23 protein-coding genes and 1 tRNA gene are annotated in these 26,397 nt (G+C 66.7%); 14 read left to right on the forward strand and 10 right to left on the reverse strand.

What is annotated here, in order from left to right:
- Window positions 1-54 precede the first annotated feature (54 nt).
- The gene (locus tag LC066_RS10355) at window positions 55-1,488 is read right to left on the reverse strand and encodes a PLP-dependent aminotransferase family protein (protein WP_224898504.1); all 1,434 of its coding nucleotides are present in this window, start codon (window positions 1,486-1,488) and stop codon (window positions 55-57) included.
- 209 nt (window positions 1,489-1,697) lie between these two features.
- On the opposite strand from LC066_RS10355, the gene LC066_RS10360 reads away from it, so the two are divergent.
- Together LC066_RS10360 and LC066_RS10365 are read left to right on the forward strand one after the other, a co-directional pair.
- Window positions 1,698-3,065 carry an aspartate aminotransferase family protein gene (locus LC066_RS10360; RefSeq protein ID WP_224898506.1) on the forward strand — a complete coding sequence of 456 codons (1,368 nt, stop codon included), beginning with the start codon at window positions 1,698-1,700 and terminating at the stop codon, window positions 3,063-3,065.
- 245 nt (window positions 3,066-3,310) lie between these two features.
- On the forward strand, window positions 3,311-4,066 hold the full coding sequence (locus LC066_RS10365) for a siderophore-interacting protein (RefSeq protein WP_224898508.1): 756 nt from the start codon (window positions 3,311-3,313) through the stop codon (window positions 4,064-4,066).
- 138 nt (window positions 4,067-4,204) lie between these two features.
- On the opposite strand, the gene LC066_RS10370 is transcribed toward LC066_RS10365, so the two are convergent.
- Window positions 4,205-4,291 (reverse strand) — tRNA-Leu (locus tag LC066_RS10370).
- A gap of 158 nt (window positions 4,292-4,449) precedes the next feature.
- Between LC066_RS10370 and LC066_RS10375 the strand changes: the two genes are divergently transcribed.
- On the forward strand, window positions 4,450-5,439 hold the full coding sequence (locus tag LC066_RS10375; protein WP_224898510.1) for a complex I NDUFA9 subunit family protein: 990 nt from the start codon (window positions 4,450-4,452) through the stop codon (window positions 5,437-5,439).
- Window positions 5,440-5,528: 89 nt separating this feature from the next.
- Here the strand turns inward: LC066_RS10375 and LC066_RS10380 are convergent, their stop codons facing one another.
- Window positions 5,529-6,332 (reverse strand): undecaprenyl-diphosphate phosphatase, encoded by an 804-nt coding sequence (locus tag LC066_RS10380; RefSeq protein WP_224898512.1) that lies wholly within the window; start codon window positions 6,330-6,332, stop codon window positions 5,529-5,531.
- 230 nt (window positions 6,333-6,562) lie between these two features.
- Here LC066_RS10380 and LC066_RS10385 point away from each other — a divergent pair, with 230 nt between their 5' ends.
- The 8 genes from LC066_RS10385 (at window position 6,563) to queG (ending at window position 17,310) form a co-directional block, all read left to right on the forward strand.
- Window positions 6,563-8,032: an NAD(P)-dependent oxidoreductase gene (locus LC066_RS10385; protein WP_224898514.1), complete on the forward strand. Its 1,470-nt coding sequence runs from the start codon at window positions 6,563-6,565 to the stop codon at window positions 8,030-8,032.
- A gap of 73 nt (window positions 8,033-8,105) precedes the next feature.
- Window positions 8,106-8,849, forward strand: a complete 744-nt coding sequence (locus LC066_RS10390; protein WP_224898516.1) for a hypothetical protein — start codon at window positions 8,106-8,108, stop codon at window positions 8,847-8,849.
- 53 nt (window positions 8,850-8,902) lie between these two features.
- Window positions 8,903-13,441, forward strand: a complete 4,539-nt coding sequence (gene gltB, locus LC066_RS10395; RefSeq protein ID WP_224898518.1) for a glutamate synthase large subunit — start codon at window positions 8,903-8,905, stop codon at window positions 13,439-13,441.
- A gap of 338 nt (window positions 13,442-13,779) precedes the next feature.
- Entirely contained in the window at window positions 13,780-14,046 is a 267-nt protein-coding gene (locus LC066_RS10400; RefSeq protein ID WP_224898520.1) for a hypothetical protein, read from the forward strand.
- Between the two features lie 30 nt (window positions 14,047-14,076).
- On the forward strand, window positions 14,077-14,454 hold the full coding sequence (locus LC066_RS10405) for a hypothetical protein (protein ID WP_224898522.1): 378 nt from the start codon (window positions 14,077-14,079) through the stop codon (window positions 14,452-14,454).
- 99 nt (window positions 14,455-14,553) lie between these two features.
- The gene (gene mtgA, locus LC066_RS10410; protein ID WP_224898523.1) at window positions 14,554-15,306 is read left to right on the forward strand and encodes a monofunctional biosynthetic peptidoglycan transglycosylase; all 753 of its coding nucleotides are present in this window, start codon (window positions 14,554-14,556) and stop codon (window positions 15,304-15,306) included.
- Window positions 15,307-15,408: 102 nt separating this feature from the next.
- A complete protein-coding gene (locus LC066_RS10415) occupies window positions 15,409-16,080 on the forward strand; it encodes a glutathione S-transferase family protein (RefSeq protein ID WP_085889624.1) in 672 nt (223 codons plus the stop codon).
- Between the two features lie 168 nt (window positions 16,081-16,248).
- Entirely contained in the window at window positions 16,249-17,310 is a 1,062-nt protein-coding gene (queG, locus tag LC066_RS10420; protein ID WP_224898525.1) for a tRNA epoxyqueuosine(34) reductase QueG, read from the forward strand.
- A 105-nt stretch (window positions 17,311-17,415) separates the two neighbouring features.
- On the opposite strand, the gene LC066_RS10425 is transcribed toward queG, so the two are convergent.
- Window positions 17,416-18,321, reverse strand: a complete 906-nt coding sequence (locus LC066_RS10425; protein WP_224898527.1) for a hypothetical protein — start codon at window positions 18,319-18,321, stop codon at window positions 17,416-17,418.
- Window positions 18,322-18,613: 292 nt separating this feature from the next.
- Window positions 18,614-19,303 (reverse strand): hypothetical protein, encoded by a 690-nt coding sequence (locus LC066_RS21445; RefSeq protein WP_263625049.1) that lies wholly within the window; start codon window positions 19,301-19,303, stop codon window positions 18,614-18,616.
- A gap of 338 nt (window positions 19,304-19,641) precedes the next feature.
- Here LC066_RS21445 and msrB point away from each other — a divergent pair, with 338 nt between their 5' ends.
- The gene (gene msrB / locus LC066_RS10435; RefSeq protein ID WP_222476009.1) at window positions 19,642-20,088 is read left to right on the forward strand and encodes a peptide-methionine (R)-S-oxide reductase MsrB; all 447 of its coding nucleotides are present in this window, start codon (window positions 19,642-19,644) and stop codon (window positions 20,086-20,088) included.
- Complete coding sequence (gene msrA / locus LC066_RS10440) at window positions 20,088-20,600, forward strand: peptide-methionine (S)-S-oxide reductase MsrA (RefSeq protein ID WP_224898529.1); 513 nt, start codon at window positions 20,088-20,090, stop codon at window positions 20,598-20,600. Before msrB ends, msrA begins: the two co-directional genes overlap by 1 nt.
- Window positions 20,601-20,608: 8 nt before the next feature.
- On the opposite strand, the gene LC066_RS10445 is transcribed toward msrA, so the two are convergent.
- A complete protein-coding gene (locus LC066_RS10445) occupies window positions 20,609-21,196 on the reverse strand; it encodes a hypothetical protein (RefSeq protein WP_224898531.1) in 588 nt (195 codons plus the stop codon).
- A 70-nt stretch (window positions 21,197-21,266) separates the two neighbouring features.
- Window positions 21,267-21,869, reverse strand: coding sequence for a HupE/UreJ family protein (locus LC066_RS10450; protein WP_224898533.1), 603 nt, complete (start codon window positions 21,867-21,869; stop codon window positions 21,267-21,269).
- Between the two features lie 270 nt (window positions 21,870-22,139).
- Here LC066_RS10450 and LC066_RS10455 point away from each other — a divergent pair, with 270 nt between their 5' ends.
- Window positions 22,140-23,063 carry a DMT family transporter gene (locus LC066_RS10455; protein ID WP_222476016.1) on the forward strand — a complete coding sequence of 308 codons (924 nt, stop codon included), beginning with the start codon at window positions 22,140-22,142 and terminating at the stop codon, window positions 23,061-23,063.
- A gap of 150 nt (window positions 23,064-23,213) precedes the next feature.
- Here LC066_RS10455 and LC066_RS10460 read toward each other — a convergent pair whose 3' ends face one another.
- The 3 genes from LC066_RS10460 to LC066_RS10470 are packed head-to-tail and all read right to left on the reverse strand — an operon-like array spanning window position 23,214 to window position 26,284.
- Complete coding sequence (locus LC066_RS10460) at window positions 23,214-24,566, reverse strand: NAD(P)/FAD-dependent oxidoreductase (protein ID WP_224898535.1); 1,353 nt, start codon at window positions 24,564-24,566, stop codon at window positions 23,214-23,216.
- 9 nt (window positions 24,567-24,575) lie between these two features.
- Window positions 24,576-25,397 (reverse strand): ABC transporter permease, encoded by an 822-nt coding sequence (locus tag LC066_RS10465; RefSeq protein WP_224898537.1) that lies wholly within the window; start codon window positions 25,395-25,397, stop codon window positions 24,576-24,578.
- Window positions 25,394-26,284 carry an ABC transporter permease subunit gene (locus LC066_RS10470; RefSeq protein WP_224898539.1) on the reverse strand — a complete coding sequence of 297 codons (891 nt, stop codon included), beginning with the start codon at window positions 26,282-26,284 and terminating at the stop codon, window positions 25,394-25,396. The genes LC066_RS10465 and LC066_RS10470 overlap by 4 nt, the downstream gene beginning before the upstream one ends.
- Between the last annotated feature and the right edge of the window lie 113 nt (window positions 26,285-26,397).

A 26,397-nucleotide genomic window follows, 5' to 3' on the forward strand; every position in this document is an offset into this window, starting at 1 on the left:
GGTCCCATGGGTTGGGCCAGCGTAAATCCGTTTCATGTCAGGGATGTGTGCGGATCACAGATCGCGCACGGCGCGGCCCAGCTCGGCGAGGCCCGCGTCGATCTTGCGTTCGTCGATGTAGGAAATCCCGAGCCGCAGGAAGCGGCCCGCCTGGTCCTCAGGCACGAAGGGGTCTCCGGATTCGAACAGCACCCCGCGCGCGCAGGCGGCGGTGAACAGCGCCCGCGCATCGACACCGGGCGGGCATTCCAGCCAGACCGAGGACCCGCCATGCGTGCCCGTGCGGCGGAAGTCGGGCAGGTAGCGGTCGCAGCCCTCGACCACCTTGGCGTGGCGATGGTCCAGCGCGGCCCGCAGGGAGCGTTGCAGCGCCAGGTAATGCCCCTCGGCCAGGAAGATCCCGGCGGTGCGCTGGTTGTTCAGCGGGGCCGAGCGATGGATCAGCCGGCGCAGCCAGCGGGCCTCCTCCACCAGGGCGGGAGCGGCCACCATGAAGCCCAGGCGCACGCCGGGCGCCAGCACCTTGGACAGCGTGCCGAGGTAGGCGACATGGCCGGAGTTATCGAGGCTTTTCAACGTGGTCTGGTCGCCGTCGCTGGCGGTTTCGCCCTCGTAGTCATCCTCGATCAGCACGGTGCCGTCACGGCGCGCCCGCGCTAGGGTCGCCAGGCGGCGTTCGGGGGACATGGGCACCATGGTCGGGCAATGATGCGCCGGGGTCAGCACCGCCAGGTCCAGCGCGCTGTCGGGCAGGCGGGCACCCTCGCTGTCGATGGGCAGGTCGATGATGTCGGCGCCTTCGGCGGCCATGATGTTGCGGCTGTCGGGATAGCCCGGCATTTCACAGCCCACGCGGGTGCCGGGGCGCGCCAGCAGACGGGCCAGAAGATACAGCCCCTCCTGGGTGCCCAGGGTGATCAGGATTTCCTCGGGCTTCGCGTAGATGCCCCTTTGCGGCAGGATCTGGGTGCGGATCTGTTCGACCAGCAGCGGATCATCCTCCACCGCGCGGTCGGCGGTCCACCAGTCAATGGCCGACCGGCCAAGCGCGTCGCGGGAACAGGTGCGCCAGGTGTTGATCGGAAAGAGCGAGGGATCGACCTGCCCGTAGACGAAGGGAAAGGCGTAGTCCTGCCAGTTCGAGGGCTTGATGATGTGGCGCAGCCGCGAGGGGCGCTGTTTCAGCCGTGCGTCCCAGTCCGGGCCGGTGCCGGGGGCGGCCTCGGGCTGGTTCGCCGGTTCGGGCGGCAGGTCGCGGGCGACGAAGACCCCGCGGCGCGGCACGGAATCGAGGTAGCCGCGCGCCACCAGTTCCTCGTAGACCGCCGTGACCGTGTTGCGCGCGATGCCAAGCTGACCAGCCAGCTGCCGCGAGGGGGGCATCTTCTGTCCCAGCTGCATCTGGCCCGAGTGGATCGACTCGACGATCCGGCGCCGCAGCTGCGACTGGATCGGCTCTTCGCTTTCCCGGGTGATGATGGTTAGCATGGGTGTTGGTCCTATCTCGCCGGATCATAGCCGGTGCGGCGGGACATGATACATGACGTTTCGCGCGGGGATGTTCGCCTGCCAACGGTTTCGCCCAAGATCCGGGCGTGGACAAGTCCGTGGACCCATGTATTCGTGTCGGCTGGACCTGTCGCGAGCGCGCGGCACGCGGCTTTGTGACGGCAAGGACCCAACCGGGAGTTATATTCATGTACGACAACGACATCAGTGATGTGGTGGCCGCCGACAAGGCCCATGTCTGGCACCACCTGACCCAGCACAAACCCTTTGAAACCTCCGATCCGCGCGTGATCGTCGAGGGCAAGGGCATCCACGTCTGGGACGCCAAGGGCACCCGTTACCTCGATGCCGTCTCCGGCGGGGTCTGGACCGTCAACGTGGGCTATGGCCGCGAATCCATCGCCGATGCCGTGCGTGAACAGCTGGTGAAACTGAACTATTTCGCCGGTTCCGCGGGCTCGATCCCCGGCGCGCTGTTCTCGGAAAAGCTGATCGAAAAGATGCCGGGCATGTCCCGCGTCTACTACTGCAACTCTGGGTCCGAAGCGAACGAGAAGGCCTTCAAGATGGTCCGCCAGATCGCGCACAAGCGCTATGGCGGCAAGAAGACCAAGATCCTGTTCCGTGAACGCGATTACCACGGCACCACCATCGCCGCCCTGTCGGCCTGTGGCCAGCCGGAACGCCACATGCAGTACGGCCCCCTGACGCCCGGTTTCGTCGAGGTCCCGCATTGCCTGGAGTACCGCAAGCAGTGGGACGTCGAGAACTACGGTGAACGCGCCGCCGATGCGATCGAGGAAGTGATCCTGCGCGAAGGCCCCGACACCGTCGGCGCCATCTGCCTGGAACCCGTCACCGCCGGTGGCGGCGTGATCGTTCCGCCCAAGGGCTACTGGGAGCGGGTGCAGGAGATCTGCAAGAAATACGACGTGCTGCTGCACATCGACGAGGTGGTCTGCGGCGTCGGCCGGACCGGCACCTGGTTCGGCTACCAGCACTACGGCATCAAGCCCGACTTCGTGACCATGGCCAAGGGCGTCGCCTCCGGCTATGCCGCCATCGCCTGCTGCGTGACCACCGAAGAGGTGTTCAACCTGTTCAAGGACGATGCCGAGGATCCGCTGAACTATTTCCGCGACATCAGCACCTTCGGCGGCTGCACCGCCGGTCCCGCCGCCGCGCTGGAAAACCTGGCGATCATCGAGCGCGAGGGCCTGCTGGAAAACACCACGGCCATGGGCGACTACTGCCTGGAGAAGCTGGAAGAGCTGAAGGACAAGCATGCCGTCGTCGGCGACGTGCGCGGCAAAGGCCTGTTCCTCGGCGCCGAACTGGTCGCAGATCGCGGCACGAAGGAGCCGGTGGCCGAGAAGCTGGCCCAGCAGGTCGTGGGTGAATGCGGCGCCCAGGGCGTGATGATCGGGGTCACCAACCGCTCGCTGCCCGGGTTCAACAACACGCTGTGCCTGTCGCCCGCGCTGATCGCCACGAAAGACAATATCGACGAGATCGTGGGCGCCATGGACGTGGCCCTGACCCGCGTCTTCGGCTGATCCATCCGGGGCTGCGCCCCGCAATTCGCCCTCCGGCCCCGATGGGCCGGGGGGCTTTTTTGCTGCCCGGTCTGCCCCTGCGCAGGGGGCAGGCGCGGCTGGCACACGTAATTCCCCATGGCGGCGCGGCGCATTTTGCGCGACGCTGCCCGCGACCCCGCCTGACGCGGCACCCGGTCCCGACAGGTCCGGCCACTGGACGCAGGCCCGAAGGGAAACGGATTTCACGACACGAGAGGACCGAGATGGCGAACGACCAAACCCCCGTGACCATCGAACGTATCCGGCATGAGCTGAAGCGGCGCCCGCTGACCCTGCTGGAAAAGGAAGAACTGACCCCGCACATGCTGCGCCTGACCTTCGGCGGCGCGGACCTGGCCGATTTCGCCTCGCCCGGCGTGGATGATCACGTGAAGCTGATCTTCCCCGTCAAAGGCGAGGAGGCGCCGGTGATGCGCGAATACACCCCGCGCAGCTACGACAACGACGCGCAACGGCTGGTGCTGGATTTCGCCGTGCATGAGGCCGGCCCCGCCACCGCCTGGGCCATCGCGGCGCAGCCGGGCGACGAACTGACCGTGGGCGGCCCGCGCGGCAGCCAGGTGGTCAGCGGCCCGCAGGAGTGGCTGCTGATCGGGGATGAAACCGCCCTGCCGGCCATCGCGCGCCGGATCGAGGGGCTGGACGCGGGCCACAAGGTCACCGCGCTGATCGCCGTGCCGGGCGCAGCGGACGAACAGGGCTTCGACACCGATGCCGAGGTGGAGATTCGCTGGATCCACCGCCCCGAGGACGAGGCGCATCTGGTCGATCCGATTCTGCCCGCCCTGGCGGAGGTCGAGTTGACCGAGGGGCTTTATGCCTGGATCGCCGCCGAGGCGACCGTGGCCCGTGCCCTGCGAAATGCGCTGGAAGAACGGGGTCACCCGCTGACCCGGATGAAGGCCGCGGGCTACTGGACGCGCGGCGTGGCGGACGGGTCGGACAAGAGCATCGCCTGAGCGCCGGCGCCCAGGAAGCGGGGCCTTGGAAAACTGGGGAAGGGCAGGGGGGCACCTCTGCCCTTTTTCCTTGGCGCGGGGGCGGTAGGAACAACAAAAAGCCCCGTGAAACCAAGGGTTTCACGGGGCTTTGAGTAATGGTGCCCAGGAGAGGACTCGAACCTCCACGTCCATACAGACACTAGCACCTGAAGCTAGCGCGTCTACCAATTCCGCCACCTGGGCCGGTGTCGTGAGGGGCGATATATGGGGTGTGTCCGGGGGTGTCAACGAGGTTTTTGAGCATTTTGTGAAAGTGATTTCGACAAAGCTGCCAACCGCCTTGTGTGCAAGGGAAAGCGGGGCTAGGAACGAGAGGAATTCGATCAGCCGGAGGTACGTCCATGCCCAAATCGAAGCTTGTCACCATTTTCGGCGGGTCGGGATTCGTCGGCCGTTACATCGCCCGGCGCATGGCGCAGCAGGGCTGGCGCGTGCGCGTCGCCGTGCGCAACCCCGCGCTTGCGGGCTTCGTGCGCCCCTATGGCGCCGTGGGCCAGGTGGAACCCGTGTTCTGCAACATCCGCGACGATGCCTCGGTCGAGGTCGCGATGCGCGGCTCTGACGCGGTGGTGAACTGCGTCGGCACTTTCGCGGCCAAGGGAAAGAACAATTTCGACGCCGTGCAGGCCGACGGGGCAGGGCGAATCGCCCGTGTCGCCGCGGCGCAGGGCGTGGCCAACCTGGTGCATATCTCCGCCCTGGGCGCCGATGCCGAGGGGGGAAGCGGTTACGCCCGGTCCAAGGGCGAGGGCGAGGCCGCCGTGCTGGCCGCCTATCCCGAGGCGATGATCCTGCGTCCCTCGGTGATTTTCGGCTACGAGGACAAGTTCTTCAACCGCTTCGGCAAGATGGCCAGCCGCGCCCCCGTGGTGCCGGTGATCGGTGCCGACACCAAGTTCCAGCCGGTCTGGGTGGATGATGTGGCCGCCGCCGCCGTGATGGGCGTGCTGGGCCAGGCCCCGGGCGGCATCTACGAGCTGGGCGGCCCGGAGGTGAAGACCTTCCGCGGCTGGATGAAGGAAATGTTCGGCGTGATCCACCGCCGCCGCGGCGTGCTGGCACTCCCCTTCTGGGTCGGCAGCGTGATGGCCGGCGTCCTGGGTCTGGTGGAAACGCTGACCCTCGGCCTGGTGACCAACAGCGTGCTGACCAGCGACCAGGTGAAACAGCTGCGCCACGACAACGTGGTGACCGGCGAGGCCAATACCTTTGCCGATCTGGGCATCGACCCGGCTGCGCCCGAGGCGGTCCTGCCCGACTATCTGTGGACCTACCGTCCCTCCGGGCAGTACGCGGCGATCAAGGACTCCGCTCAGAACCTGAAGGCCTGATCAGACGGCCTGAACGCACCCGCGTTTCGACGACATGCGAAAGCCCGGCCACTGGCCGGGCTTTTTCGTTGGGGCGGGCCGGGGCGGCGTCAGGCGTAGGCCCACCAGAGCAGGAAGCTGCCCAGGGCGAGGCGGTAGATCACGTAGGGGGTGAAGCTGACCGACCTCAGCAGCCGCATCATCAGCGTCAGGGCCAGAAGGGCCGAGAGGAAGGCGAAGAAGGCGGCGATGGCGCCGCTGATCGCGGCCTGGCTGTCGGCGGTGGCAATCACCTCGCCCGACAGGTAGGCGGCGCTGGCCAGGATCATCGGGATCGACATCAGCATCGAGATCTTGGCCGCCGCCTGACGCTCGAAGCCGCCGAACAGCGCCCCGGTGATGCAGATGCCCGATCGAGAGGTGCCAGGGATCAGGGCGATGGCCTGCCACAGCCCCAAGATGATCGCATCCTTCAGCGTCCAGTCCGTGGCCGGACGCCCGCTGTCGCCGCGCCGGTCGGCGATCCACAGCAGCACGCCGAAGCCCAGCATCGTCCAGCCGATCACGGCGGCCGAGCGCAGCAGGTCGTCGATGCCGGTCATCGCCAGGAACAGGCCAAAGAGGATGCCGGGGATCGTCGCCACGATCAGCAGGAAGGCCAGCCGGCTGCCCGGCGTGTCGGTCCGGCCGCGCATGAGCAGCGGCAGCCCGCCGATGGCTTCGCGGACATCTGCCCAGAAGTAGAGCACAACCGCGCCGAGAGTGCCGACGTGGACCGCCACGTCGATCACCTGCCCCTGGTCCTGCATGCCCGACAGCGCGGGCAGAAGAATCAGGTGACCGGAGGAGGAGATGGGAAGAAACTCGGTAATACCCTGAATAATCGCGAGAAGAAGGAGCTGAAGCAAAGGCATGGGAAATCCTGGGGAGCACAATCAAGGATAGGATTAACCCGCTGTAAGTGAATGGAAAGCTGTTAAATAGGTCCGGATCAATACCTAATAAAACCTGTCAGATGCGCGTCCGTCCGGCTGAAAGCGCTGTTTGCGCATTAATAGGTCACTAGTTCTGACTTTTCACGCCGCGATCCGTGCTGTAGAAGGCCTCGGAACAAGGTAGCGACAAGCGTAACGAGGAGTTGGCCGTGGCGAAGCAACCGATGCTGAAATTCGTCTCCGTCGAGCGGGAAACCCCGGAAAAGCGGGATGCGGATCTCCGTGCCCATGACTTCGACGAGATCTATGCGGAATATGCCCAGGCCAAGGCCGAGGAGCAGGCAAGCCGGTGCAGCCAGTGTGGTGTGCCCTACTGCCAGTCCCACTGCCCGCTGCACAACAACATCCCCGACTGGCTGAAGCTGACGGCGACGGGCCGTCTGGAAGAGGCCTATGCGATCAGCCAGGCCACCAACACCTTCCCGGAGATCTGCGGCCGCATCTGTCCGCAGGACCGTCTGTGTGAAGGCAACTGCGTGATCGAACAGTCGGGCCACGGCACCGTCACCATCGGCGCGGTGGAGAAATACATCACCGATACCGCCTGGGAAAAGGGGTGGGTGAAGCCGCCCGCGCCCGCGCAGGAGCGCGAGGAAAGCGTCGGCATCATCGGCGCGGGCCCCGGCGGCCTGGCCGCGGCCGACATGCTGCGCCGTGCCGGCGTGCAGGTCACCGTCTATGACCGCTACGACCGCGCCGGCGGCCTGCTGACCTACGGCATCCCCGGTTTCAAGCTGGAAAAGGACGTGGTCATGCGCCGCGTCGAGCAACTGGAAGCGGGCGGCGTGGAATTCGTGCTGAACTGCACCGTAGGCGACGACATCTCCTTCGATGCGATCCGCGGCAAGCATGACGCCGTGCTGATCGCCACCGGCGTCTACAAGACCCGCGAGCTGACCGGCCCCAATGCCGAGGCCGAGGGTATCGTGCGGGCCATCGACTATCTGACCTGTTCCAACAAGGTCAGCTTCGGCGACGAGGTCGAGGAATACCTGAACGGCGAGCTGAACGCGAAGGGCAAGAAGGTCGTCGTGGTCGGCGGTGGCGACACCGCGATGGATTGCGTGCGCACCGCCATCCGCCAGGGCGCCGAGTCGGTCAAATGTCTCTATCGCCGCGACCGCAAGAACATGCCGGGCTCGCAGCGCGAGGTGCAGAACGCCGAGGAAGAAGGCGTGGAGTTCGTCTGGCTGTCGAACCCCGTCGGTTTCACCACCGGCGTGATCGAACCCGAAGGCGCGGGCGCCGGCGCCGGCCGCGTGCGCCAGGCCATGGTGCAGCGCATGCGCCTGGGTCAGCCCGATGCGACAGGCCGCCAGTCGCCCGAGGTGATCGAGGGCAGCGATTATGCCGAAGAGGCCGACATCGTGATCAAGGCGCTTGGGTTTGAACCCGAGGACCTGCCGAATCTGTGGAACACCGACGGCCTGGAAGTGACCCGCTGGGGCACCGTCCGCGCCGATTTCGGCACCGGCCGCACCTCTCTGGACCGGGTCTATGCCGTGGGCGACATCGTCCGCGGTGCCTCCCTGGTGGTCTGGGCGATCCGCGACGGCCGCGATTGCGCTGCCGCGATCCTCGAAGACCTGGCCGCTCCGGCCTCTGTCGCCGCCGAGTAAGCAAGATCCCGGGCGCGCGTCCCCGCGCGTCCCCCCTTCCCAGCATTCCCGCAAGGCCCCGAAAGGGCAGGACATGGCAGACGCACTCGACATCACCCCGGTTTCGGACAGCGAGACGCTGAAGGTCTGGCTGTACCGTGGCACCAGCACCCGCCTGGTGCTGTCCTTCTGGGACAGCGAGGAGGGCGGCGCGCCGCTCGCGGCCTTTGCCCATGCGGCCAGCCATGGCGGGCGCGACAACGTGCTGTTCTTCGCCGACCCCGGCAACACCTGGCTGAACGGCGAGGGCCTGATCGAGGAAATCGTCGAATGGGCCGCCGCCTATCGTCGCGAATGCGCCGCCGAAACGGTGATGGTGCTGGGCCAGGGGATGGGCGGTTTCATGGCGCTGGCCATGCCGGCCTTCCTGGAGGTCAAGGTGGCCCTGGCGTTGAGCCCGCTCTTCGCCATGCCGGCCCGCGCCATTCCCGAGGGCAAGGGCCTGGAGGATCTGCGCCTGCACAACCTGGGCGAGGTCCTGGGCCGGTCGGCCGACTACTACCTTATCCACGGCGAGGCGCCGGGCGAGGCCGCCCACCTGGAAAGCTTCCCGCTGCAGCCGAACATCCATCAGTTCGTGCTGCCCTCGGGCGACAAGACCGTGCCGCAGCTGCTGGATGATGCCGGGCTGACCGGCGCCGTGCTGGAACGCGCCTTCCTCAACCAGGCGCGCAAGCTTCGCAAGACACTGGAACCGCTGGGCGTCTACCGCCGCGAAGATGCGCTGCCCGAAGAGGGCAGCGAAACCGAAGAGATGACCGGAGAGCAGGGCGCATGACCGCCCCGGCTTTTCCCCGCAACACCGCCATTTCGGCCAAGGGAGACCTGACCATGACCAAGATCGACGCGAATTGGGCCGCAGCCGAGAAAGCCAAGCGCCAGTGGATGGAGGAAAACGGCCTGTTCCGCGAGGAGCATGAGCATTCCTCCTGTGGCGTGGGCCTTGTCGTTTCCATCGACGGGAAGCCGTCGCGCAAGGTGGTCGAGGCGGGGATCACCGCGCTGAAGGCGATCTGGCACCGCGGCGCCGTGGATGCCGACGGCAAGACGGGCGACGGCGCGGGGATCCACGTGCAGATCCCGGTCCCCTTCTTCTATGACCAGATCAAGCGCACCGGCCACGAGCCGCGCGAGAATGAGCTGATGGCCGTCGGCCAGGTCTTCCTGCCGCGCACCGATTTCGGCGCTCAGGAAACCTGCCGGACCATCGTCGAGGCCGAAGTGCTGCGCATGGGCTACTACATCTACGGCTGGCGCCACGTCCCGGTCGAGATCGACTGCCTGGGCGAAAAGGCCAATGCGACCCGCCCCGAGATCGAGCAGATCCTGATTTCCAACATCAAGGGCGTCGACGAGGAACAGTTCGAGCGCGAGCTGTACGTGATCCGTCGCCGGATCGAGAAGGCCGCCGCGAGCGCGGGCATCACCGATCTGTACCTGGCGTCGCTCAGCTGCCGGTCGATCATCTACAAGGGCATGATGCTGGCCGAACAGGTCGCCGTCTTCTACCCGGATCTGATGGACGAACGGTTCACCTCGACCTTCGCCCTCTATCACCAGCGTTACTCCACCAACACCTTCCCGGAATGGTGGCTGGCGCAGCCTTTCCGCATGCTGGCCCACAACGGCGAGATCAACACGCTGAAGGGCAACGTGAACTGGATGAAGAGCCACGAGATCCGCATGGCGTCGTCGGCCTTCGGGGACATGGCGGAAGACATCAAGCCGATCATCCCCGGTGGGTCCTCGGACTCCGCCGCGCTGGATGCGGTGTTCGAGGTGCTGGTCCGCGCGGGCCGCAACGCGCCCATGGCGAAAACCATGCTGGTGCCCGAATCCTGGTCCAAGCAGGCCGAGGAACTGCCCGAAGCCTGGCGTGACATGTATTCCTACTGCAACTCGGTGATGGAACCCTGGGACGGCCCCGCCGCCCTGGCCATGACCGACGGCCGCTGGGTCTGCGCCGGCACCGACCGCAACGGCCTGCGCCCGATGCGCTATGTCGTGACCGGCGATGGCCTGCTGATCGCGGGCTCCGAGGCGGGCATGGTGCCGACGAACGAGGCCACCGTGCGCGAAAAGGGCGCCCTGGGCCCAGGTCAGCTGCTGGCCGTGGATACCTTCGAGGGCAAGCTCTACCACGACGTCGAAATCAAGGACAAACTGGCCGCGGGTCAGCCCTTCGGCGAATGGGTCGGCAAGATTTCCGAGCTGGACGAGGCCCTGGCCCAGGTCGAGGAAAAGCCGCTGTTCGAGGGCGGCGAGCTGCGCAAGCGGCAGATCGCGGCCGGCTATTCCATCGAAGAGCTGGAGAACATGCTGGCGCCCATGGCCGAGGACGGCAAGGAAGCCATCGCCTCGATGGGGGACGACACGCCGTCGGCCGTGCTGTCCAACAAGTACCGCCCGCTGTCGCACTTCTTCCGCCAGAACTTCAGCCAGGTGACGAACCCGCCGATCGACAGCCTTCGCGAATTCCGCGTGATGAGCCTGAAGACGCGCTTCGGCAACCTGAAGAACGTGCTGGATGAGTCGAGCTCGCAGACCGAGATCCTGGTGCTGGACACGCCCTTCGTCGGCAACGCCCAGTTCGAGGAGCTGCGCAACCACTTCAACGCCGAGATGGTCGAGATCGACTGTACCTTCCCCGCGACCGGCGAACGCGGCGCACTGCGCGAGGCGCTGAACCGCATCCGGCAGGAAGCCGAGGACGCGGTGCGTTCCGGCGGCGGTCACATCATCCTGACCGATCAGCACCAGGGCCCCGACAAGGTGGCCATGCCGATGATCCTGGCGACCTCCGCCGTGCACAGCTGGTTGACCCAGAAGGGCCTGCGCACCTTCTGCTCCATCGGCGTGCGGTCCGCCGAATGTGTCGACCCGCATTACTTCGCCGTGCTGATCGCCTCCGGCGCGACCATCGTGAACGCCTACCTGGCCGAGGACAGCATCGCCGACCGCATCAAGCGCGGCCTGCTGGACGGCACTCTGACCGAAAACATGAAGCGGTATCGCGATGCCATCGACCAGGGTCTGCTGAAGATCATGGCCAAGATGGGCATCTCGGTCATCTCCTCCTACCGTGGTGGCCTGAACTTCGAGGCCGTGGGCCTGTCCCGCGCCATGTGCGCCGAGTTCTTCCCCGGCATGCTGTCGCGCATCTCGGGCATCGGGATCTACGGCATCCAGAAGAAGATCGAGGAAGTGCACCGCTTGGGCTGGAAGAACGGCCAGGACGTGCTGCCGATCGGCGGTTTCTACAAGGCGCGCAAATCGGGTGAGACCCACGCCTGGGAAGCGCAGACCATGCACATGCTGCAGGCGGCCTGTGACCGGGCCAGCTACGAGATCTGGAAGCAGTACAGCGCCCGGATGCAGGCGAATCCGCCGATCCACCTGCGCGACCTGCTGGCGATCAAGCCGCTCGCCAAGTCGATCCCGATTGAAGAGGTCGAATCGATCACCTCGATCCGCAAGCGCTTCGTCACCCCCGGCATGTCCCTGGGCGCCCTGTCGCCCGAGGCGCACAAGCTGCTGAACGTTGCGATGAACCGCATCGGCGCCAAGTCCGACAGCGGCGAGGGCGGTGAGGATCCGGCACACTTCGTGCCCGAACCCAACGGCGACAACCCGTCTGCCAAGATCAAGCAGGTGGCCTCTGGCCGGTTCGGCGTGACCGCCGAATACCTGAACCAGTGTGAAGAGCTGGAGATCAAGGTGGCCCAGGGCGCCAAGCCCGGTGAGGGTGGCCAGCTGCCCGGCATGAAGGTCACCGACCTGATCGCCCGTCTGCGCCACTCGACCAAGGGCGTGACCCTGATTTCGCCGCCGCCGCACCACGACATCTACTCGATCGAGGATCTGGCGCAGCTGATCTACGACCTGAAGCAGATCAACCCCACCGTGAAGGTGACGGTCAAGCTGGTGTCGTCCTCGGGCGTTGGCACCATCGCTGCCGGTGTGGCCAAGGCCAAGGCGGACGTCATCCTGATCTCGGGCCACAATGGCGGCACGGGCGCCTCGCCCGCGACCTCGATCAAGTTCGCCGGTCTGCCCTGGGAAATGGGTCTGACCGAGGCGCATCAGGTCCTGGCGATGAACAAGCTGCGCGAGCGGGTCACGCTGCGCACCGATGGGGGCCTGCGCACGGGCCGCGACATCGTCATGGCCGCGATGATGGGCGCCGAGGAATACGGCATCGGCACCGCCGCCCTGATCGCCATGGGCTGCATCATGGTCCGTCAGTGTCAGTCGAACACCTGCCCGGTGGGCGTCTGCACCCAGGATCCGGCGCTGCGGGCCAAGTTCACCGGCTCGGCGGACAAGGTGGTGAACCTCATCACCTTCTACGCTCAGGAAGTGCGGGAAATCCTGGCCGAGATCGGCGCCCGGTCCCTGGACGAGGTGATCGGCCGTGCGGACCTGCTGCACCAGGTCTCGCGCGGGGCGGAACACCTCGACGATCTGGACCTCAACCCGCTCTTGATCACCGTCGATGGCGCCAAGGACATCCACTACGACCGTTTGAAGCCGCGCAACGCGGTGCCGGACACCCTGGATGCCGAGATCGTCCGCGACGCGGCTCGCTTCCTGAAGGACGGGGAGAAGATGCAACTGTCCTACGCGGTGCAGAACACGCACCGCACCGTGGGCACGCGCACCTCTAGCCACATCGTGCGGGCCTTCGGCATGCGCAACGCGCTGCAGCCCGACCACCTGACGGTGAAGCTGGAAGGCTCCGCCGGTCAGTCCCTGGGTGCCTTCGCGGCCCCGGGCCTGAAGATCGAGGTCTCGGGTGAGGCCAACGACTATGTCGGCAAGGGCCTGTCGGGCGGCACCGTGGTGGTGCGTCCCTCGATGCAATCGCCGCTGGTGGCCGCCGACAACACGATCATCGGCAACACCGTCCTTTACGGTGCGACCGACGGTTATCTCTTTGCCGCGGGCCGCGCGGGCGAACGCTTCGCCGTGCGGAACTCGGGCGCCAAGGTGGTGATCGAGGGCTGCGGCTCGAACGGCTGCGAATACATGACCGGCGGTATCGCGGTGATCCTCGGCTCCATCGGTCCGAACTTCGGTGCCGGCATGACCGGGGGCATGGCCTACCTCTATGACCCGGACGGCCGTGCCGAGACGCTGATGAACAAGGAGACCCTGGTGACCTGCCCGGTGACCGTGGATCACTGGGAGCATCAGCTGAAGGGACTCATCGAGCGTCACGTGGCCGAAACCGACTCGCGCAAGGCCCGGGACATCCTTCAGCACTGGGATCTGGAGAAGGGCAACTTCCTTCAGATCTGCCCGAAAGAGATGCTGCAGCACCTGTCTCACCCCCTATCTGAGGGCGAAGTGTCTGTTCCTGCGGAATAATTTCCGCTCTAGAAAGCGTCACAAAACTTTCAAGAGGGTCCGCCGCCGCGGGCCCTCTTTTTTCGTTCAACCACCCGCCGACAACTTTTCTAAGGGAAAACTGAACTTTCAAGTACTGGAATTTGTTTAGTAACTGAATTGTAAAAGTACATAAAATCAGCGGGTTGCAAGACCTCTCATGTTTGTGAGGGCACGCTATGCCGTGATGAACCTAGACCTGTGCATAGATGCACTTTCATTGGCGAGCGCCCGGGCCTATATCTCTCTCATCGCAAGGACGCAGACAGAAACACACAGCGTCTGAAGCAAAACAAACTAGAGATCTTAGGAGACTAACAATGAAAACCCTCAAAGCATTCGGCATCGCAGCCCTCGTCGCAGCTTCCGCAACTTCCGCTTCGGCTCAGTTCTTCAACGGCTACAGCGACGACGACGCACGCTCGGGCGTGAACACCGTCATCAGCGAACAGAACGACGTGACCCGCAACTACACCGACACGTCCTCGCTGTCCGCCGCTGGCAACCACACCGTCCGCTACAGCGACGATGACGCCCGCGCCACGCTGGACAACGGCAACGACTACGTCCTGCCCGAAGGCAAGTAAGTCCTGGGGTTATCACCCACGCTCCCCGTGGTGACGACCAAGGCATCGGCACCGGCACCAGAGATGGCGCCGGTGCCGTTTACTATCAAGATCCCCATGCCCGGCTTCCGGGAGGTTTCCATGACGACCCGCACTGCTTATGTCCCCGCTCTTATCCTGGCTGTTGCCCTGACGGGCCTCGCCCCCGGAACGTCGCAGGCGGACCCCGATGAGGGGCCCACTATCCTGTCCGGGCTGCGCAATGCGGCGCCGTCCTCGCGGGTGGACGATGAATACCGTCGGGATACTTTTGATCTGCGCGCCGGGTTCGGGGCCATCGGGTCCGACCGGAGGGATTTTGGCCACAGGACCCTGGGGGCAAAGCGCCCCGATATCTGGACCGCCGACTGGGCGGGACATCGCGATTGAATGAAACCGGCCCTGGCGCCGGTTTTTTCTTGCCTGCCGCTCGGGAAGGGGCCTGGCAATGACTTTGCTGCCCGGGCTGTCCCGCGTATAGCTGGACCCGTGGCAAAGCAGACGAAACCCAAGACGAAGACGCGCAAGACGGCCTCCCGCAAGGGAAAACGGGCCGCGCGCGGTGGTCCGCAGCCCCTGCGCTGGCTGCGGCGCTGGCTGTTGCGAGGGCTGGCGGTCGTGGTGATTCTCCTCGCCCTTATCGTGACCTCCCATTCGGTGATCCGCCCCTGGGGCGGCGCCTACATGCTGCGCGAACGGTTGCGCCTGGGCGAGATCGACAGGCAATGGATCCCGATGGAGGAGATCGCCCCGGTGATGGCGCGCTCGGTCGTGGCGGCCGAGGATGCCAATTTCTGCCTGCACTGGGGTATCGACATGTCCGCGATCCGCGACGCCATTGCCGATGGTGCAGCACGGGGCGGGTCGACCATCTCTCAACAAGTCGTGAAGAACGTCTACCTCTGGCACGGGCGCAGCTACGTCCGGAAGGCGCTGGAGACGCTGATCACCCCGTTGGTGGAACTGACCTGGTCGAAGCGCCGGATCCTGGAGGTTTACCTGAACGTGGCTGAGTTCGACGAGGGCGCCTTCGGCATCGAGGCCGGTGCCTGGCGTTATTTCCAGGCGCTTCCGAAGGATCTGTCGGCGGACCAGGCCGCGCGCCTGGCGGCCGTGTTGCCCTCGCCCCAAAGCTGGTCGGCCAGCGCGCCGGGTGAATTCGTCTCCCGCCGGTCGGCGGCAATCCGCGACGGGGCCGCGACGATCGCGCGGGATGGGCGGGCCGCCTGTTTCGAGGATTGAAATTCCGGGCCTTAGGCGGCAAGACAGGTGACATTTCAGGCCCCGGGGCCCGTTGGCCCGCCGCGCCGTCGCGCGCCAGGCCATTCGTACCAGGACACAACGATGACTTCAGCAGAGCTTTACCACGTTCCCCTGTCTCCCTTCTGCCGCAAGGTGCGCCTGTCGCTGGCCGAGAAGAAGATCGAAGTGAAGCTGATCGAAGAGCGCTACTGGGAGAAGGACACCGATTTCCTGCGTCGCAACCCTGCCGGCAAGGTGCCGGTGCTGCGGCTGGACGGGCACGCCCTGGCCGAAAGTGCGGCGATCTGCGAGTACCTGGAGGAGCTCTACCCCGAGCCCTCGCTGATGCCCTCGGATCCGCTGGCCCGGCATGAGGTGCGCCGCCTGGTGATGTGGTTCGACGACAAGTTCCACCACGAGGTGACGTCGAAACTGCTCTACGAGCGGGTGAACAAGAAGATCACCGGCCAGGGATTTCCCAATTCCACCAACGTGATGGCCGGCCTGCGGGCGATCAAGTTCCACATCGACTACATGGGCTGGCTGCTGGATCACCGCCGCTGGCTGGCCGGGGACCGGATGAGCCTGGCGGATTTTGCCGCCGCCGCGCATCTGTCGGCGCTCGACTATATCTCCGACGTGGATTGGGACCGGAACGCGCAGGTGAAGGACTGGTACGCCAAGATCAAGTCGCGCCCCGCGTTCCGCGCCATCCTGATGGACCAGGTGCCGGGTTTCCCGCCGCCCGCGCATTACGCCGATCTGGATTTCTGAGGGCGCGGACGGGCGCAGGCCGTGCCACAGGCGCGACCCGAGGCAGCGCAGGACCGTGCGACGGCACAGCCATGCGCATGGCTATGCCTGACCCTGGCGAACCTGCGCAGCCCTTCGGGATCGCACCCTGCATTTCCCCCACCCCCCGTTTTCTGGCAAAAGGCGCCCATGACCGAGGCCCTGAAACGCAAACTTCTGGACCAGGCGCGGGAGGAGGGATTCTCTGCGGCCCGTCTTTGCACGCCCGAGGCCGTGCCGGAGGTGGCCGAACGCCTGCGCGCCTTCCTCGATGCGGGCTATCACGGGCAGATGTCCTGGCTGGCGGATCGCAGCCATTGGCGCGGCGACCCTTCGGCGCTTTGGCCCGAGGCGCGGTCGATTCTCATGCTGGCCGAAAACTACGGCCCCGATCATGACCCGCTGGAGGTGCTGGAGCATCCCGACCGGGCAGGCATCACCGTCTATGCGCAGAACCGCGATTACCATGACGTGGTGAAGAAGCGGCTCAAACGCCTCGCGCGATGGCTGATTGCCGAGGCGGGGCCGCAGGCCGACGGCGAAGCGGCGCAGGTGAAGGTCTTCGTCGATACGGCGCCGGTGCCGGAAAAGGCCCTGGGCCAGGCCGCCGGGCTGGGCTGGCAGGGCAAGCATACCAACCTGGTCAGTCGCGAGCTGGGCAGCTGGTTCTTCCTCGGCGCCATCTTCACCACGCTGGACCTGCCCCCCGACGATGCGGAGGTAGACCATTGCGGGCGCTGCCGCCGCTGCCTGGACGCCTGTCCGACGGATGCTTTTCCCCAGCCGTATCAACTGGATGCCCGGCGCTGCATTTCCTACCTGACGATCGAATACAAGGGCCCGATCCCGGAGGAGCTGCGCGGCAAGCTGGGCAATCGGATCTACGGCTGCGACGACTGCCTGGCGGTCTGTCCCTGGAACAAGTTCGCCGAACGCGCGGCGGAGGTGAAATACCACGCCCGGGACGACCTTCTGGCGCCGCCGCTGGCGGAGTTGGCGGCGCTGGATGACGCCACCTTCCGCGCCCGGTTTTCCGGCTCGCCGATCAAGCGGATCGGGCGCGACCGCTTCGTGCGCAACGTGGCCTATGCCATCGGCAATTCTGGCCAGCCGGCACTGTTGCCGGCGGTCGAGGCGCTGACCGGCGATGCCGACCCGGTGGTGGCCGAGGCCGCGGGCTGGGCCGTGGCACGGCTGCGCGCGCGAGGCTGACGGCAAGGGCATGACGGAACACGGCGCCCGGGATTTCTCCCGGACGCCGCCTGCCTTGCCTTGCCTGGCGCGCTCCGCGCGCCGTTCACACACCCGAAGGGTCGGTCAGACCCGGTCGTCGACGATCAGCCACAGCTTGCCGTCGGTCTTGCGGTAGAAGCCCACCACGTCCGGCGTGGCGTACCCGCGGCCCTGCAGCCAGCTGGCCAGCGGGCCGTTGGACGCGATGCGCTGACGCAGGCGGGCTATCCAGCCGCGGGATTCGCGCAGCTGTGCATCGAAGCTGGGGATCGAGATCTCGTCCCGGCGCGCCAGCTGCGTGACCGTCACCAGGCCGAAGGCCTGCGGGGGCAGGGTCGCGATGGCGGACATGCCGGAACCGCTGTCGGCAAAGGCCAGGCTCTCGGCATCGGGCATCATGCCGCCATTGGTGCCACCGCCGTTTGTGCCACCGCCATTGGTGCCGCCTCCGCCGGAGCCGCCCCCATTGGAGGCGCCGCCGCCACCGCTGCCGGAGCCGCCGCCCGAACCGCCGCCGACGCCCAGGTCGGCGCCGATATCGGCGATGGTTTCGCCGCCGGCGCCCACGTTGACGTCGGCATCGGCGTTGATGCCGTCGCCACCGCCAAGGCCGGCGGTCACGTCCGCATCGGCATTGATACCGTCGTCGCCACCCACGTCGGCATCGACATCGGCGTCGGCCATCACGCCGTCGCTGCCACCGACGCCCACGTCGGCATCCGCGTCGGCGTTCACGCCATTGCTGCCGCCGACACCGACATCGGCATCGGCCGTAACGTCGAGACCGTCACTGCCGCCGACACCCACGTCCGCATCCGCGTTGATGCCGTCGTCGCCGCCGATGCCGACATCGACGCCCACGCCGATCCCGTCGCCATCACTCGCGTCAAGGTCCACGTCCAGGCCCAGTTGTGCCTGTGCCGCGGTAGGGCCGATCAGCGCCAGGGCGGCGAAGACGGCGGTCGTCCGTTTCATCAGTTCCAGGGTCATGGATATTCTCCTCTCGCTATGCTGAAGAAACGTGTGCGATCTGCGTCAGTTGCACGCATGCCGGGAGTTTGGCGAGTCTTTGCCACTGGGAGGACGTATCATGGCCTTGAAAACAAGGGCTGAGGCGAAAAGGCGTATTTGAATCAACAATGAAGGAGCGTCGGCGAAATCTTGCCGAGTGACGCCGGGTGGCGTCGCCGCAGCGCGGAAGAAACGCAGCTTTGCTGCGAGGCGGCACAAAAAAGGGACCCGCAATGCGGGTCCCCGGGGCGTTCTCGGTGGTGTGGAGAGCTCAGCCGCGGTCGTCGATCACCAACTGGGTGGAGCCGTCCGCCATGGCCTGGACGCCGATCACGTCCTGCGGGGTGAAACCCTGCGCCTCCAGCGCGGCGGAAAGGCTGGCGCTGGCCGAAATGGCGTCCTGCATCGTCGCGATGGCCGAGGCATTGGCGCTAATCGAGCCGTTGATGCCGGCCTCGTCGATCGTGCCGTCGGCCATCAGCGAGGAGACGGTGGTGGTCGCCAGCCCCTCCTCGCCCACGACGTTCGACAGGACCACGCGACCCTCGCTGGCCGCCATCGAGGCGCCGTCGGCCACGGTGCCGGTGGCGGTGGTGGCGACACCTTCCGCGGTGTCGGTGGCCATGCCGGCCGCGCCGGTGGCAGTGTCGGTGGCGCTGGCCACGGTGTCACCCACGGTATCGGTGACCGTCCCCACGGTGTCGGTGGCCGTGCCGGTCACGCCCGAAACGGCGTCGCCGGCGGAGGCGACGGTATCTCCGACGCTGTCGGTCACGCCGCCGAGGCCGCCATTGTCCGTTCCGCTGGTCGCGCTGGCCTCTGCGCTGGCGCCGACACTGGCCGAGCCACCGCCGACCGACACGTCAGCGCCTCCACCCAGCGACAGCTGTGCCCAGGCGGCGGAGGTGGAAGCGGCGGCAATCACGGCGGCCAGGGCGAAGGAACGGGTTTGGAAAGTCATGTGCATCTCCTGCAATCGTTACGGATCGGGTTCCGTCTGGTGGAACCCGGAAAGAGCAACGAGGGCAGAGGCAAAAGGTTTTCGTCCGTATTTTACGGGGTCGAAACAGGCGTCCCGCTGCCGGTTACGCCACCGTATCGCGGCGGGTTCCTGCCGGTTCGGCGGAGCGGGCGCAAAACCGTGAAAAGTCCCGAAACTTCGCCTGCGGGCCCCCGTAGATACTAGGTTAACTTGACTGTCGTGGCGCTCGCAGAGCCGACTGTAAAAGCTGTGTCGGTCGTACCCCTTTCCTTTCCGCCCGGCCTTCCCCACATTGAGGGCAAGCAACGGAGGAACTTATGTCCGACTATCGCAAGACAGACGAAGCCATCGCGCGGCTGACCCCGGAGCAGTTCCACGTGACCCAGGAAAGCGGCACCGAGCGGCCCTTCACCGGCCCCCTTCTGGAGAACAAGCGGGTGGGGATCTACGTTGACGTGGTCTCCGGCGAGCCGCTGTTTGCCAGCGCGGCGAAGTACGAGAGCGGCTGCGGCTGGCCCAGCTTCGTGAAGCCCATCGAGGAAGACAATATCGTCAACCTGCGGGACGAAAGTCACGGCATGGTGCGGGTCGAGGTGCGGTCGAAACACGGTGACAGCCACCTGGGCCACGTCTTCCCCGACGGGCCGACGGACCGGGGCGGGCTGCGCTACTGCATCAACTCGGCCTCGTTGCGCTTCGTCCCGAAGGAAGAGATGGAGGCCGAGGGTTATGGCCAGTACATTAACCAGGTGGAGGATCTGTGATGAGTGAAGAACGCGCCGTTCTCGCCGGGGGCTGTTTCTGGGGCATGCAGGATCTGATCCGCAAGCTGCCCGGGGTGAAACGCACCCGCGTGGGATACACCGGGGGCGACGTGCCCCATGCGACCTATCGCAATCATGGCACCCATGCGGAGGGGATCGAGATCTTCTTCGACCCCGATGTCATTTCCTATCGGCGGATCCTGGAGGTCTTCTTCCAGATCCACGATCCGACCACGCTGAACCGGCAGGGCAACGACATCGGAATGTCCTACCGTTCGGCCATCTACTACGTCGATGACGTGCAGAAGGCCGTGGCCGAGGAAACCATCGCGGATGTGGAGGCCTCGGGCCTCTGGCCCGGGCGCGTGGTGACAGAGGTCGAACCCGTGGGTGATTTCTGGGAGGCCGAGCCGGAGCACCAGGATTACCTGGAGCGGATCCCTAACGGTTACACCTGCCACTTCCCGCGCCCCGACTGGGTCCTGCCGAAGCGCAGCACGGCGGCGGAGTAACGCAGGGCCTAGGCCCCGGCGCCGCCCGGCGCGGGGCCGGCCAGCACGAAGGCCAGCATCAGGATCAGGATCGCGGCGAGCCAGCTGGCCGCGATGCGCAGCGCGATGCCCGGGATCGGCCCCGGCAGCCGTGTCAGCAGCAGGTCCGCGATTTCCGCGATCAGCAGCGCCGTCACCGCCAACACGCCCATCGAGCCAAGCGCCATCAGCGCGGGCGCCGATGCGCTGCCGCCGTGGTAGAGAGCGGCCATGATGAGCGCGGGCAGGACGAACCCCATCCCGTGGCGCAGCATTCCCGGCAGCGGCGGCCCCTTCAGGGCCAGCACCGCACCAGCCAGCGCGCCCGCGCCCAGTGCCAGCGCCGTGGCGGCCTCGCCCAGCAGGTCGGCTCCCAGCAGGCCCGCCCCCAGTCCCGCCAGCCCGGCGATCAGCGGGCGGGGTCCGCCGGTCAGTGCCAGGCCCAGCACCAGCAGGGGCAGCAGGGCCTCGGGGTAGAGGAAGGGCAGGCGCAGGCCCAGCGTCAGTGATGCCATCGCCTCCGCCGGCAGGCCCGGCACATGGGCCATGGCCGGGGCGGGCAGAAGGGCCAGCCCCAAGCAAAGGCCCGGGACCAGAGCCCGGGCCTTCACTGAGGTCAGGAATGGGGCGTGGCGCCGGGCCAAGAGGTCAGGCGACCCCGGCCAGGAAGGCGCCACCGACCACGGCGATCAGGCCTCCGGCCAGGCGCACGACGATCCGTCCGGCGGGTTTCGCGGTCAGTAGGCCCAGGGCGATTCCGGCCATGTGCAGCAGCCCCGTGCCCAAGACGAAGCCCACGCCGTAGGCCAGCGGATTGGCCGCCGCCGGCAGTTCGGTGCCATGGGCGTGGCCGTGGAAGATGGCGAAGACGCCGACGACCACCGCGGCGATCGGCAGCGGCGCGCGCACCGCCAGCGCCACGGCCAGGCCCAGGACGACACCCGACAGCGCGATGCCCGTCTCCACGGCCGGCAGCGGCACGCCGAGGATGCCGAGCGCGGCGCCGAAGGCCATGACCAGCGGGAAGACCACCGGCAGGATCCAGATCGCGGGCTTGCCCAGGACCGCCCCCCAAAGACCCACGGCGACCATGGCGACCACGTGATCCCAGCCGAGGATCGGGTGGCTGAACCCGCTGACGAAGCCGCCGGCGTGGCTGCCGCCGGTATGGGCCTGGGCCGCGGCCGCCAGCAGCATCAGCGGCAGGGCAAGAGGCAGGGAGCGGGCCATGGGGCGCAGAAGAGGGGTCATCGGGCAAAGGTCCTTTTCAACATCAGGAGGTCTGGCTTGGCACCGCGCAGGGCCTGGCTCCGGGGTTTGGCCCACTATACGCGCGGGCGGGCCCAAGGCCAGAGCCCTGCGCCGCGATCCTGTCCCGTCCTGCGGGGCCTGTCGCCCGTCCCTGCGACAGCGGGTATGCGCCCCGCGCCGTTGACCCCGCGACAGGCGCGGGACAGAAGGGTCGGGTGGCGCCCCGCCCTGGGGACGGGCGCGGGAAGTTACGACGCGAAAGGGGCCGGCATGCAGCCGCTCAAGGGGATTGTCCTGAAACTGGTGGCGGTGATCTGCTTCATCACCATGACCTCTCTCATCAAGGCGACGGCGGGCCATGTGCCGCCGGGGCAGTCGGTTTTCTTCCGCTCCTTCTTTGCCCTGCCGGTGATCCTGGGCTGGCTGGCGGTGCGCGGCGACCTGAGGACGGGTTGGCGCACGCAGCGGCCCATGGCCCATGTCTGGCGCGGGCTGATCGGCACCACCGCCATGGGCTGCGGCTTTGCCGGGCTGGCGTTCCTGCCGCTGCCCGAGGTGACGGCCCTGCAATACGCCACGCCCATCCTGGTGGTGGTCTTCGCCGGCATGTTCCTGAATGAAAAGGTGGGGGTCTTCCGTCTCAGCGCCGTGGGCCTGGGCATGGTGGGCGTGCTGATCGTGCTGGAGCCCCGGGTGACGACCCTGGGCGGCGATACGGTGGCAGTGGCCGAGGCCGTTGGCGCGATGATCGTGATCTTTGGTGCCACCTGCGCCGCCCTGGCGCAGGTCCACATTCGCAACATGGTGCGCGAGGAACAGACCTCGGCCATCGTGTTCTGGTTCACCATCACCTCGACCCTGCTGTCGCTGCTGACCCTGCCGTTCGGCTGGGCCTGGCCCTCGGGCGCGGAGGCGGGGATGCTGATCCTGGCCGGGGTTCTGGGCGGCTTCGGCCAGATCTTCCTGACGTCCTGCTACCGCTTCGCCGATGCCTCGGTCGTGGCGCCCTTCGACTATGCCTCAATGATCTTTGCCCTGGCGATCGGCTATTTCATCTTCGCCGAGGTGCCGACGCCGCAGATGTTGCTGGGCGCGGGGATCGTGATCCTGGCGGGCGTCATCATCATCCTGCGCGAACGCCACCTGGGCCTGAAACGCGGAAAGGCGCGGGCGGCGAAGTCGATCGAAAGCTGAAGGCCGGGGGCGCTGCCCCCGCCCGCCTGCGGCGGACTCCCCCGGAGTATTTATGGCTGTCGGATGGGCGGGGGCGCGGCGCCTTGTTTCATCCGACAGCCATAAATACTCCCGCCGGAGGCTATCGCCCGCCAGGGCGATACGCTCCCTTCAATGATCGAAGAGCCGCGCCTGGGTGTACTCGGCGGCCAGGAAGAGGCGTCGGAAACGGCCCAGCGGGAAGCGCGGCGGCGGGGCGCGGAAGGAAGCCGGCAGGATCTCCGAGGGCTCTTCGTCGCGGGCCAGTTCCGCCATGCGGGCGCCGAGGTAGCTGCCCATGGCGACGCCGTTGCCGTGGTAGCCGAAGGCGGTGAAGGCGCCGGGCAGGCCCGGGACCGGGCCGCAATAGGGCGTCAGGGAGGCGGTCAGGCAGACCATCCCGGACCAGTAGTGCGGAGTCTCGACGTGGGACCAGGCGGGGAAGGCGCAGTCGAAATCGGCGCGCACCAGTTGCGCCAGCTTGGCCTCGGTCGCGGGCGAGGACAGCAGACCGCCGCGCTGGCCGAAGACCATCCGCCCGTCGGGCGTCAGGTGGAAGTAATGCAGCAGGCGCCGGTCCTCATAGGCCATCTGGCGTGACCAGTAGCCCTGAGCCTGCATTTCCTCTTCGCTTAGCGGGCGGCTGGCGATCGCCGAGCTTTGCGCGGGCAGGGTGCGGCCCCGGAACCAGGGCGCCAGGTTTTCCGCCGTGTAGCCATTGGTGGCGACCAGCACGCGGTCGGCGGTGACCATGCCCCGGGGTGTGGTCACGGCCAGGGTTCGGCCCTGCTGTTTGATCGCCAGGGCAGGCGTTTCGCCATGCACCGTCACACCGGCCGCCAGCGCGGCGCGCAGCAGGCCTGCAGCGTATTTCCGGGGGTGCAGGGCAAAGCCCAGCGGATTGTGCAGCCCGCCGTGCCAGGTGGGGCCGTCGAGGCCCTCGGCGGCCAGGTCGGCCTTGGACAGAACCCGCATCTCGGTGCCGTAGTCGGCGCTGTAGCTTTCGGCGCTGGCGGCGAGTTTCGCCATGGCCTTCGGCGAATGGGCCAGGATCGTCTCGCCCGTCGAATGGCGGTCCACGTCGATCCCGTGGACGCGGGTCAGCCGGTCCACATGGGCGATGGAGGAGGCCTCGGCCCGGCGCAGCTCGGCGGGGGCTTCGGGGCCGAAGCGGCGGCGCAGCTGGCCGTCGCTGGCCCGGGCCGAGCCGAGACAGCAGAAACCGCCGTTGCGCCCCGAGGCGCCGAAGGCGGGGAAGGCGGCGTCGATCAGCGTGACCTGGCGGCCCGCCTGCGCCAGCGACAGCGCGGCATTGAGGCCGGTGTAGCCGCCCCCGATCACCAGCGCCTCGACCCGGGCGGGGCCGGGCAGTGTCGGATGGGCCAGCGCCGCCTCGGGCACGGCCTCGGCCCAGTAGCAGCGCTCGATCGGCGCGCGCGTGTAGGTATAGTCCGGGTAGATCCGGCGCGGGGTCTTCGTCGTCATGGGGCCGTCCTACGCCTCGGAGCGGGCGGCGTCACGCTCTTCCTGCTGCTGGCGGATCGTGGCGCGTTTCGACATCAGCGAGAAGAGGATCACCCCCGTGGCGACGATGCCGATCATGATGGTCGACAGCGCGTTGATCTCCGGGCTGACGCCTAGGCGCACGGCCGAGAAGATCTTCATCGGCAGGGTGGTCGAGGACGGGCCGGCGGCGAAGGAGGCGATCACCAGATCATCCAGAGACAGGGTGAAGGCCAGCAGCCAGCCGGAGATTACCGCGGGCGCGATGATCGGCAGGGTCACCAGGCGGAAGCTCTGCCAAGGGGTGCAGCCCAGGTCGAGCGCGGCTTCTTCCAGGGAGGTGTCGAAGGAGGCGAGCCGCGACGAGACCACCACCGAGACGTAGCACATGGAGAAGGTGGTATGGGCCAGCACGATGGTCAGCACGCCGCGGTCCAGGTCGATGCCGATGAACAGCAGCAGCAGCGACAGGCCGGTGATCACCTCTGGCATCACCAGGGGCGCGTAGATCATGCCGGAGAAGAGCGTGCGCCCCAGGAAGCGCCCCGATCGGACCAGGATCCAGGCCGCCATGGTGCCCAGCACCGTGGCGATGGTCGAGGAGATCAGCCCCACCTTCAGCGTTACCAGCGCGGCGTCGAGGAAGGCCTCGTTCCGGATCAGTTCGCCGTACCACTGGGTGGAGAACCCGGCCCAGACCGTCACCAGCTTCGAGGCGTTGAAGCTGTAGATGACCAGCACGACCATCGGCAGGTAGAGGAAGGCCAGCCCGAAGGTCAGCGACACGATGTTGAACCCGCTCATCCGTCTCATTGGCCGGCCTCCCGGTTCTTCTGCTCGTTGCGCTGGAACAGCACGATCGGGATGATGAGGATGGCCAGCAGCACCACCGCCACGGCGGAGGCGACGGGCCAGTCACGGTTGTTGAAGAACTCTTCCCACAGGACCTTGCCGATCATCAGCGTGTCGGATCCGCCCAGAAGCGACGGGATGACAAACTCGCCGATGGCCGGGATGAAGACCAGGAAGCAGCCGGCGATGATACCGGGTTTCGACAACGGCACCGTCACCAGCCAGAAGGCGGAGGTGCGCGAACAGCCCAGGTCCTCCGCCGCTTCCAGCAGTGAACCGTCGAGCTTTTCCAGCGTCGCGTAGATCGGCAGGATCATGAAGGGCAGGTAGGTATAGACGATGCCGATGTAGACGGCGATTTCCGTGTTCATGATGGTCAGCGGTTCGGAAATCACCCCGGTCCACAGCAGGAAGGTGTTCAGAAGACCGTTCTGGCTGAGGATGCCCATCCAGGAATAGACCCGGATCAGGAAGCTGGTCCAGAAGGGCAGGATCACCAGCATCATCAGCGTCGGGCGCCATTCCGGCCGGGCCGAGGCCATGCCGTAGGCCACCGGAAAGCCGATCAGCAGGGTCAGCAGCGTCGAGATCAGCGCGATGCGCAGCGAGCTGAGGTAGGCCTTCCAGTAGAGGTCGTCACTGGCCAGGAAGGCGAAGTTCTCGAAGTCGAGCTCGGCGACGAAATCACGGATCGCCGCCCAGCCCCCGGACAGGTCCAGCTGCGGGAAATAGGGCGGGCGGGCCAGGGCCACGTCCGACAGCGAGATTTTCACCACGATCAGGAAGGGCACCAGGAAGAGCGCCAGTAGCCAGAGGTAGGGAACGAGGATCAGGATCAGGCGGCGCATGCGGGGCCTCCCGTTGTGCGGGCTGCGGAGGACGGGGCCCGGAGGAGAGGCAGAGGGGGGCGCTGCCCCCCGTCTCCGTGCCGGAGACTCCCCCCGGAGTATTTGGAACGAAG

This window comes from Pseudooceanicola marinus (assembly GCF_020177265.1).
GTDB classification, from domain to species: domain Bacteria; phylum Pseudomonadota; class Alphaproteobacteria; order Rhodobacterales; family Rhodobacteraceae; genus Pseudooceanicola; species Pseudooceanicola marinus_A.

Excerpts from the sequence above, each read along its gene's own strand:
- LC066_RS10455 (WP_222476016.1), top strand. The coding sequence starts at position 22,140 with ATGCAGCCGCTCAAGGGGATTGTCCTGAAACTGGTGGCGGTGATCTGC.
- LC066_RS10470 (WP_224898539.1), bottom strand. The coding sequence starts at position 26,284 with ATGCGCCGCCTGATCCTGATCCTCGTTCCCTACCTCTGGCTACTGGCG.
- LC066_RS10380 (WP_224898512.1), bottom strand. The coding sequence starts at position 6,332 with ATGCCTTTGCTTCAGCTCCTTCTTCTCGCGATTATTCAGGGTATTACC.
- LC066_RS10375 (WP_224898510.1), top strand. The coding sequence starts at position 4,450 with ATGCCCAAATCGAAGCTTGTCACCATTTTCGGCGGGTCGGGATTCGTC.
- queG (WP_224898525.1), top strand. The coding sequence starts at position 16,249 with ATGACCGAGGCCCTGAAACGCAAACTTCTGGACCAGGCGCGGGAGGAG.
- LC066_RS10400 (WP_224898520.1), top strand. The coding sequence starts at position 13,780 with ATGAAAACCCTCAAAGCATTCGGCATCGCAGCCCTCGTCGCAGCTTCC.
- LC066_RS21445 (WP_263625049.1), bottom strand. The coding sequence starts at position 19,303 with ATGACTTTCCAAACCCGTTCCTTCGCCCTGGCCGCCGTGATTGCCGCC.
- gltB (WP_224898518.1), top strand. The coding sequence starts at position 8,903 with ATGACCAAGATCGACGCGAATTGGGCCGCAGCCGAGAAAGCCAAGCGC.
- LC066_RS10355 (WP_224898504.1), bottom strand. The coding sequence starts at position 1,488 with ATGCTAACCATCATCACCCGGGAAAGCGAAGAGCCGATCCAGTCGCAG.
- msrA (WP_224898529.1), top strand. The coding sequence starts at position 20,088 with ATGAGTGAAGAACGCGCCGTTCTCGCCGGGGGCTGTTTCTGGGGCATG.
- LC066_RS10365 (WP_224898508.1), top strand. The coding sequence starts at position 3,311 with ATGGCGAACGACCAAACCCCCGTGACCATCGAACGTATCCGGCATGAG.
- LC066_RS10360 (WP_224898506.1), top strand. The coding sequence starts at position 1,698 with ATGTACGACAACGACATCAGTGATGTGGTGGCCGCCGACAAGGCCCAT.
- LC066_RS10450 (WP_224898533.1), bottom strand. The coding sequence starts at position 21,869 with ATGACCCCTCTTCTGCGCCCCATGGCCCGCTCCCTGCCTCTTGCCCTG.
- LC066_RS10460 (WP_224898535.1), bottom strand. The coding sequence starts at position 24,566 with ATGACGACGAAGACCCCGCGCCGGATCTACCCGGACTATACCTACACG.
- LC066_RS10415 (WP_085889624.1), top strand. The coding sequence starts at position 15,409 with ATGACTTCAGCAGAGCTTTACCACGTTCCCCTGTCTCCCTTCTGCCGC.
- msrB (WP_222476009.1), top strand. The coding sequence starts at position 19,642 with ATGTCCGACTATCGCAAGACAGACGAAGCCATCGCGCGGCTGACCCCG.
- LC066_RS10425 (WP_224898527.1), bottom strand. The coding sequence starts at position 18,321 with ATGACCCTGGAACTGATGAAACGGACGACCGCCGTCTTCGCCGCCCTG.
- LC066_RS10390 (WP_224898516.1), top strand. The coding sequence starts at position 8,106 with ATGGCAGACGCACTCGACATCACCCCGGTTTCGGACAGCGAGACGCTG.
- LC066_RS10465 (WP_224898537.1), bottom strand. The coding sequence starts at position 25,397 with ATGAGACGGATGAGCGGGTTCAACATCGTGTCGCTGACCTTCGGGCTG.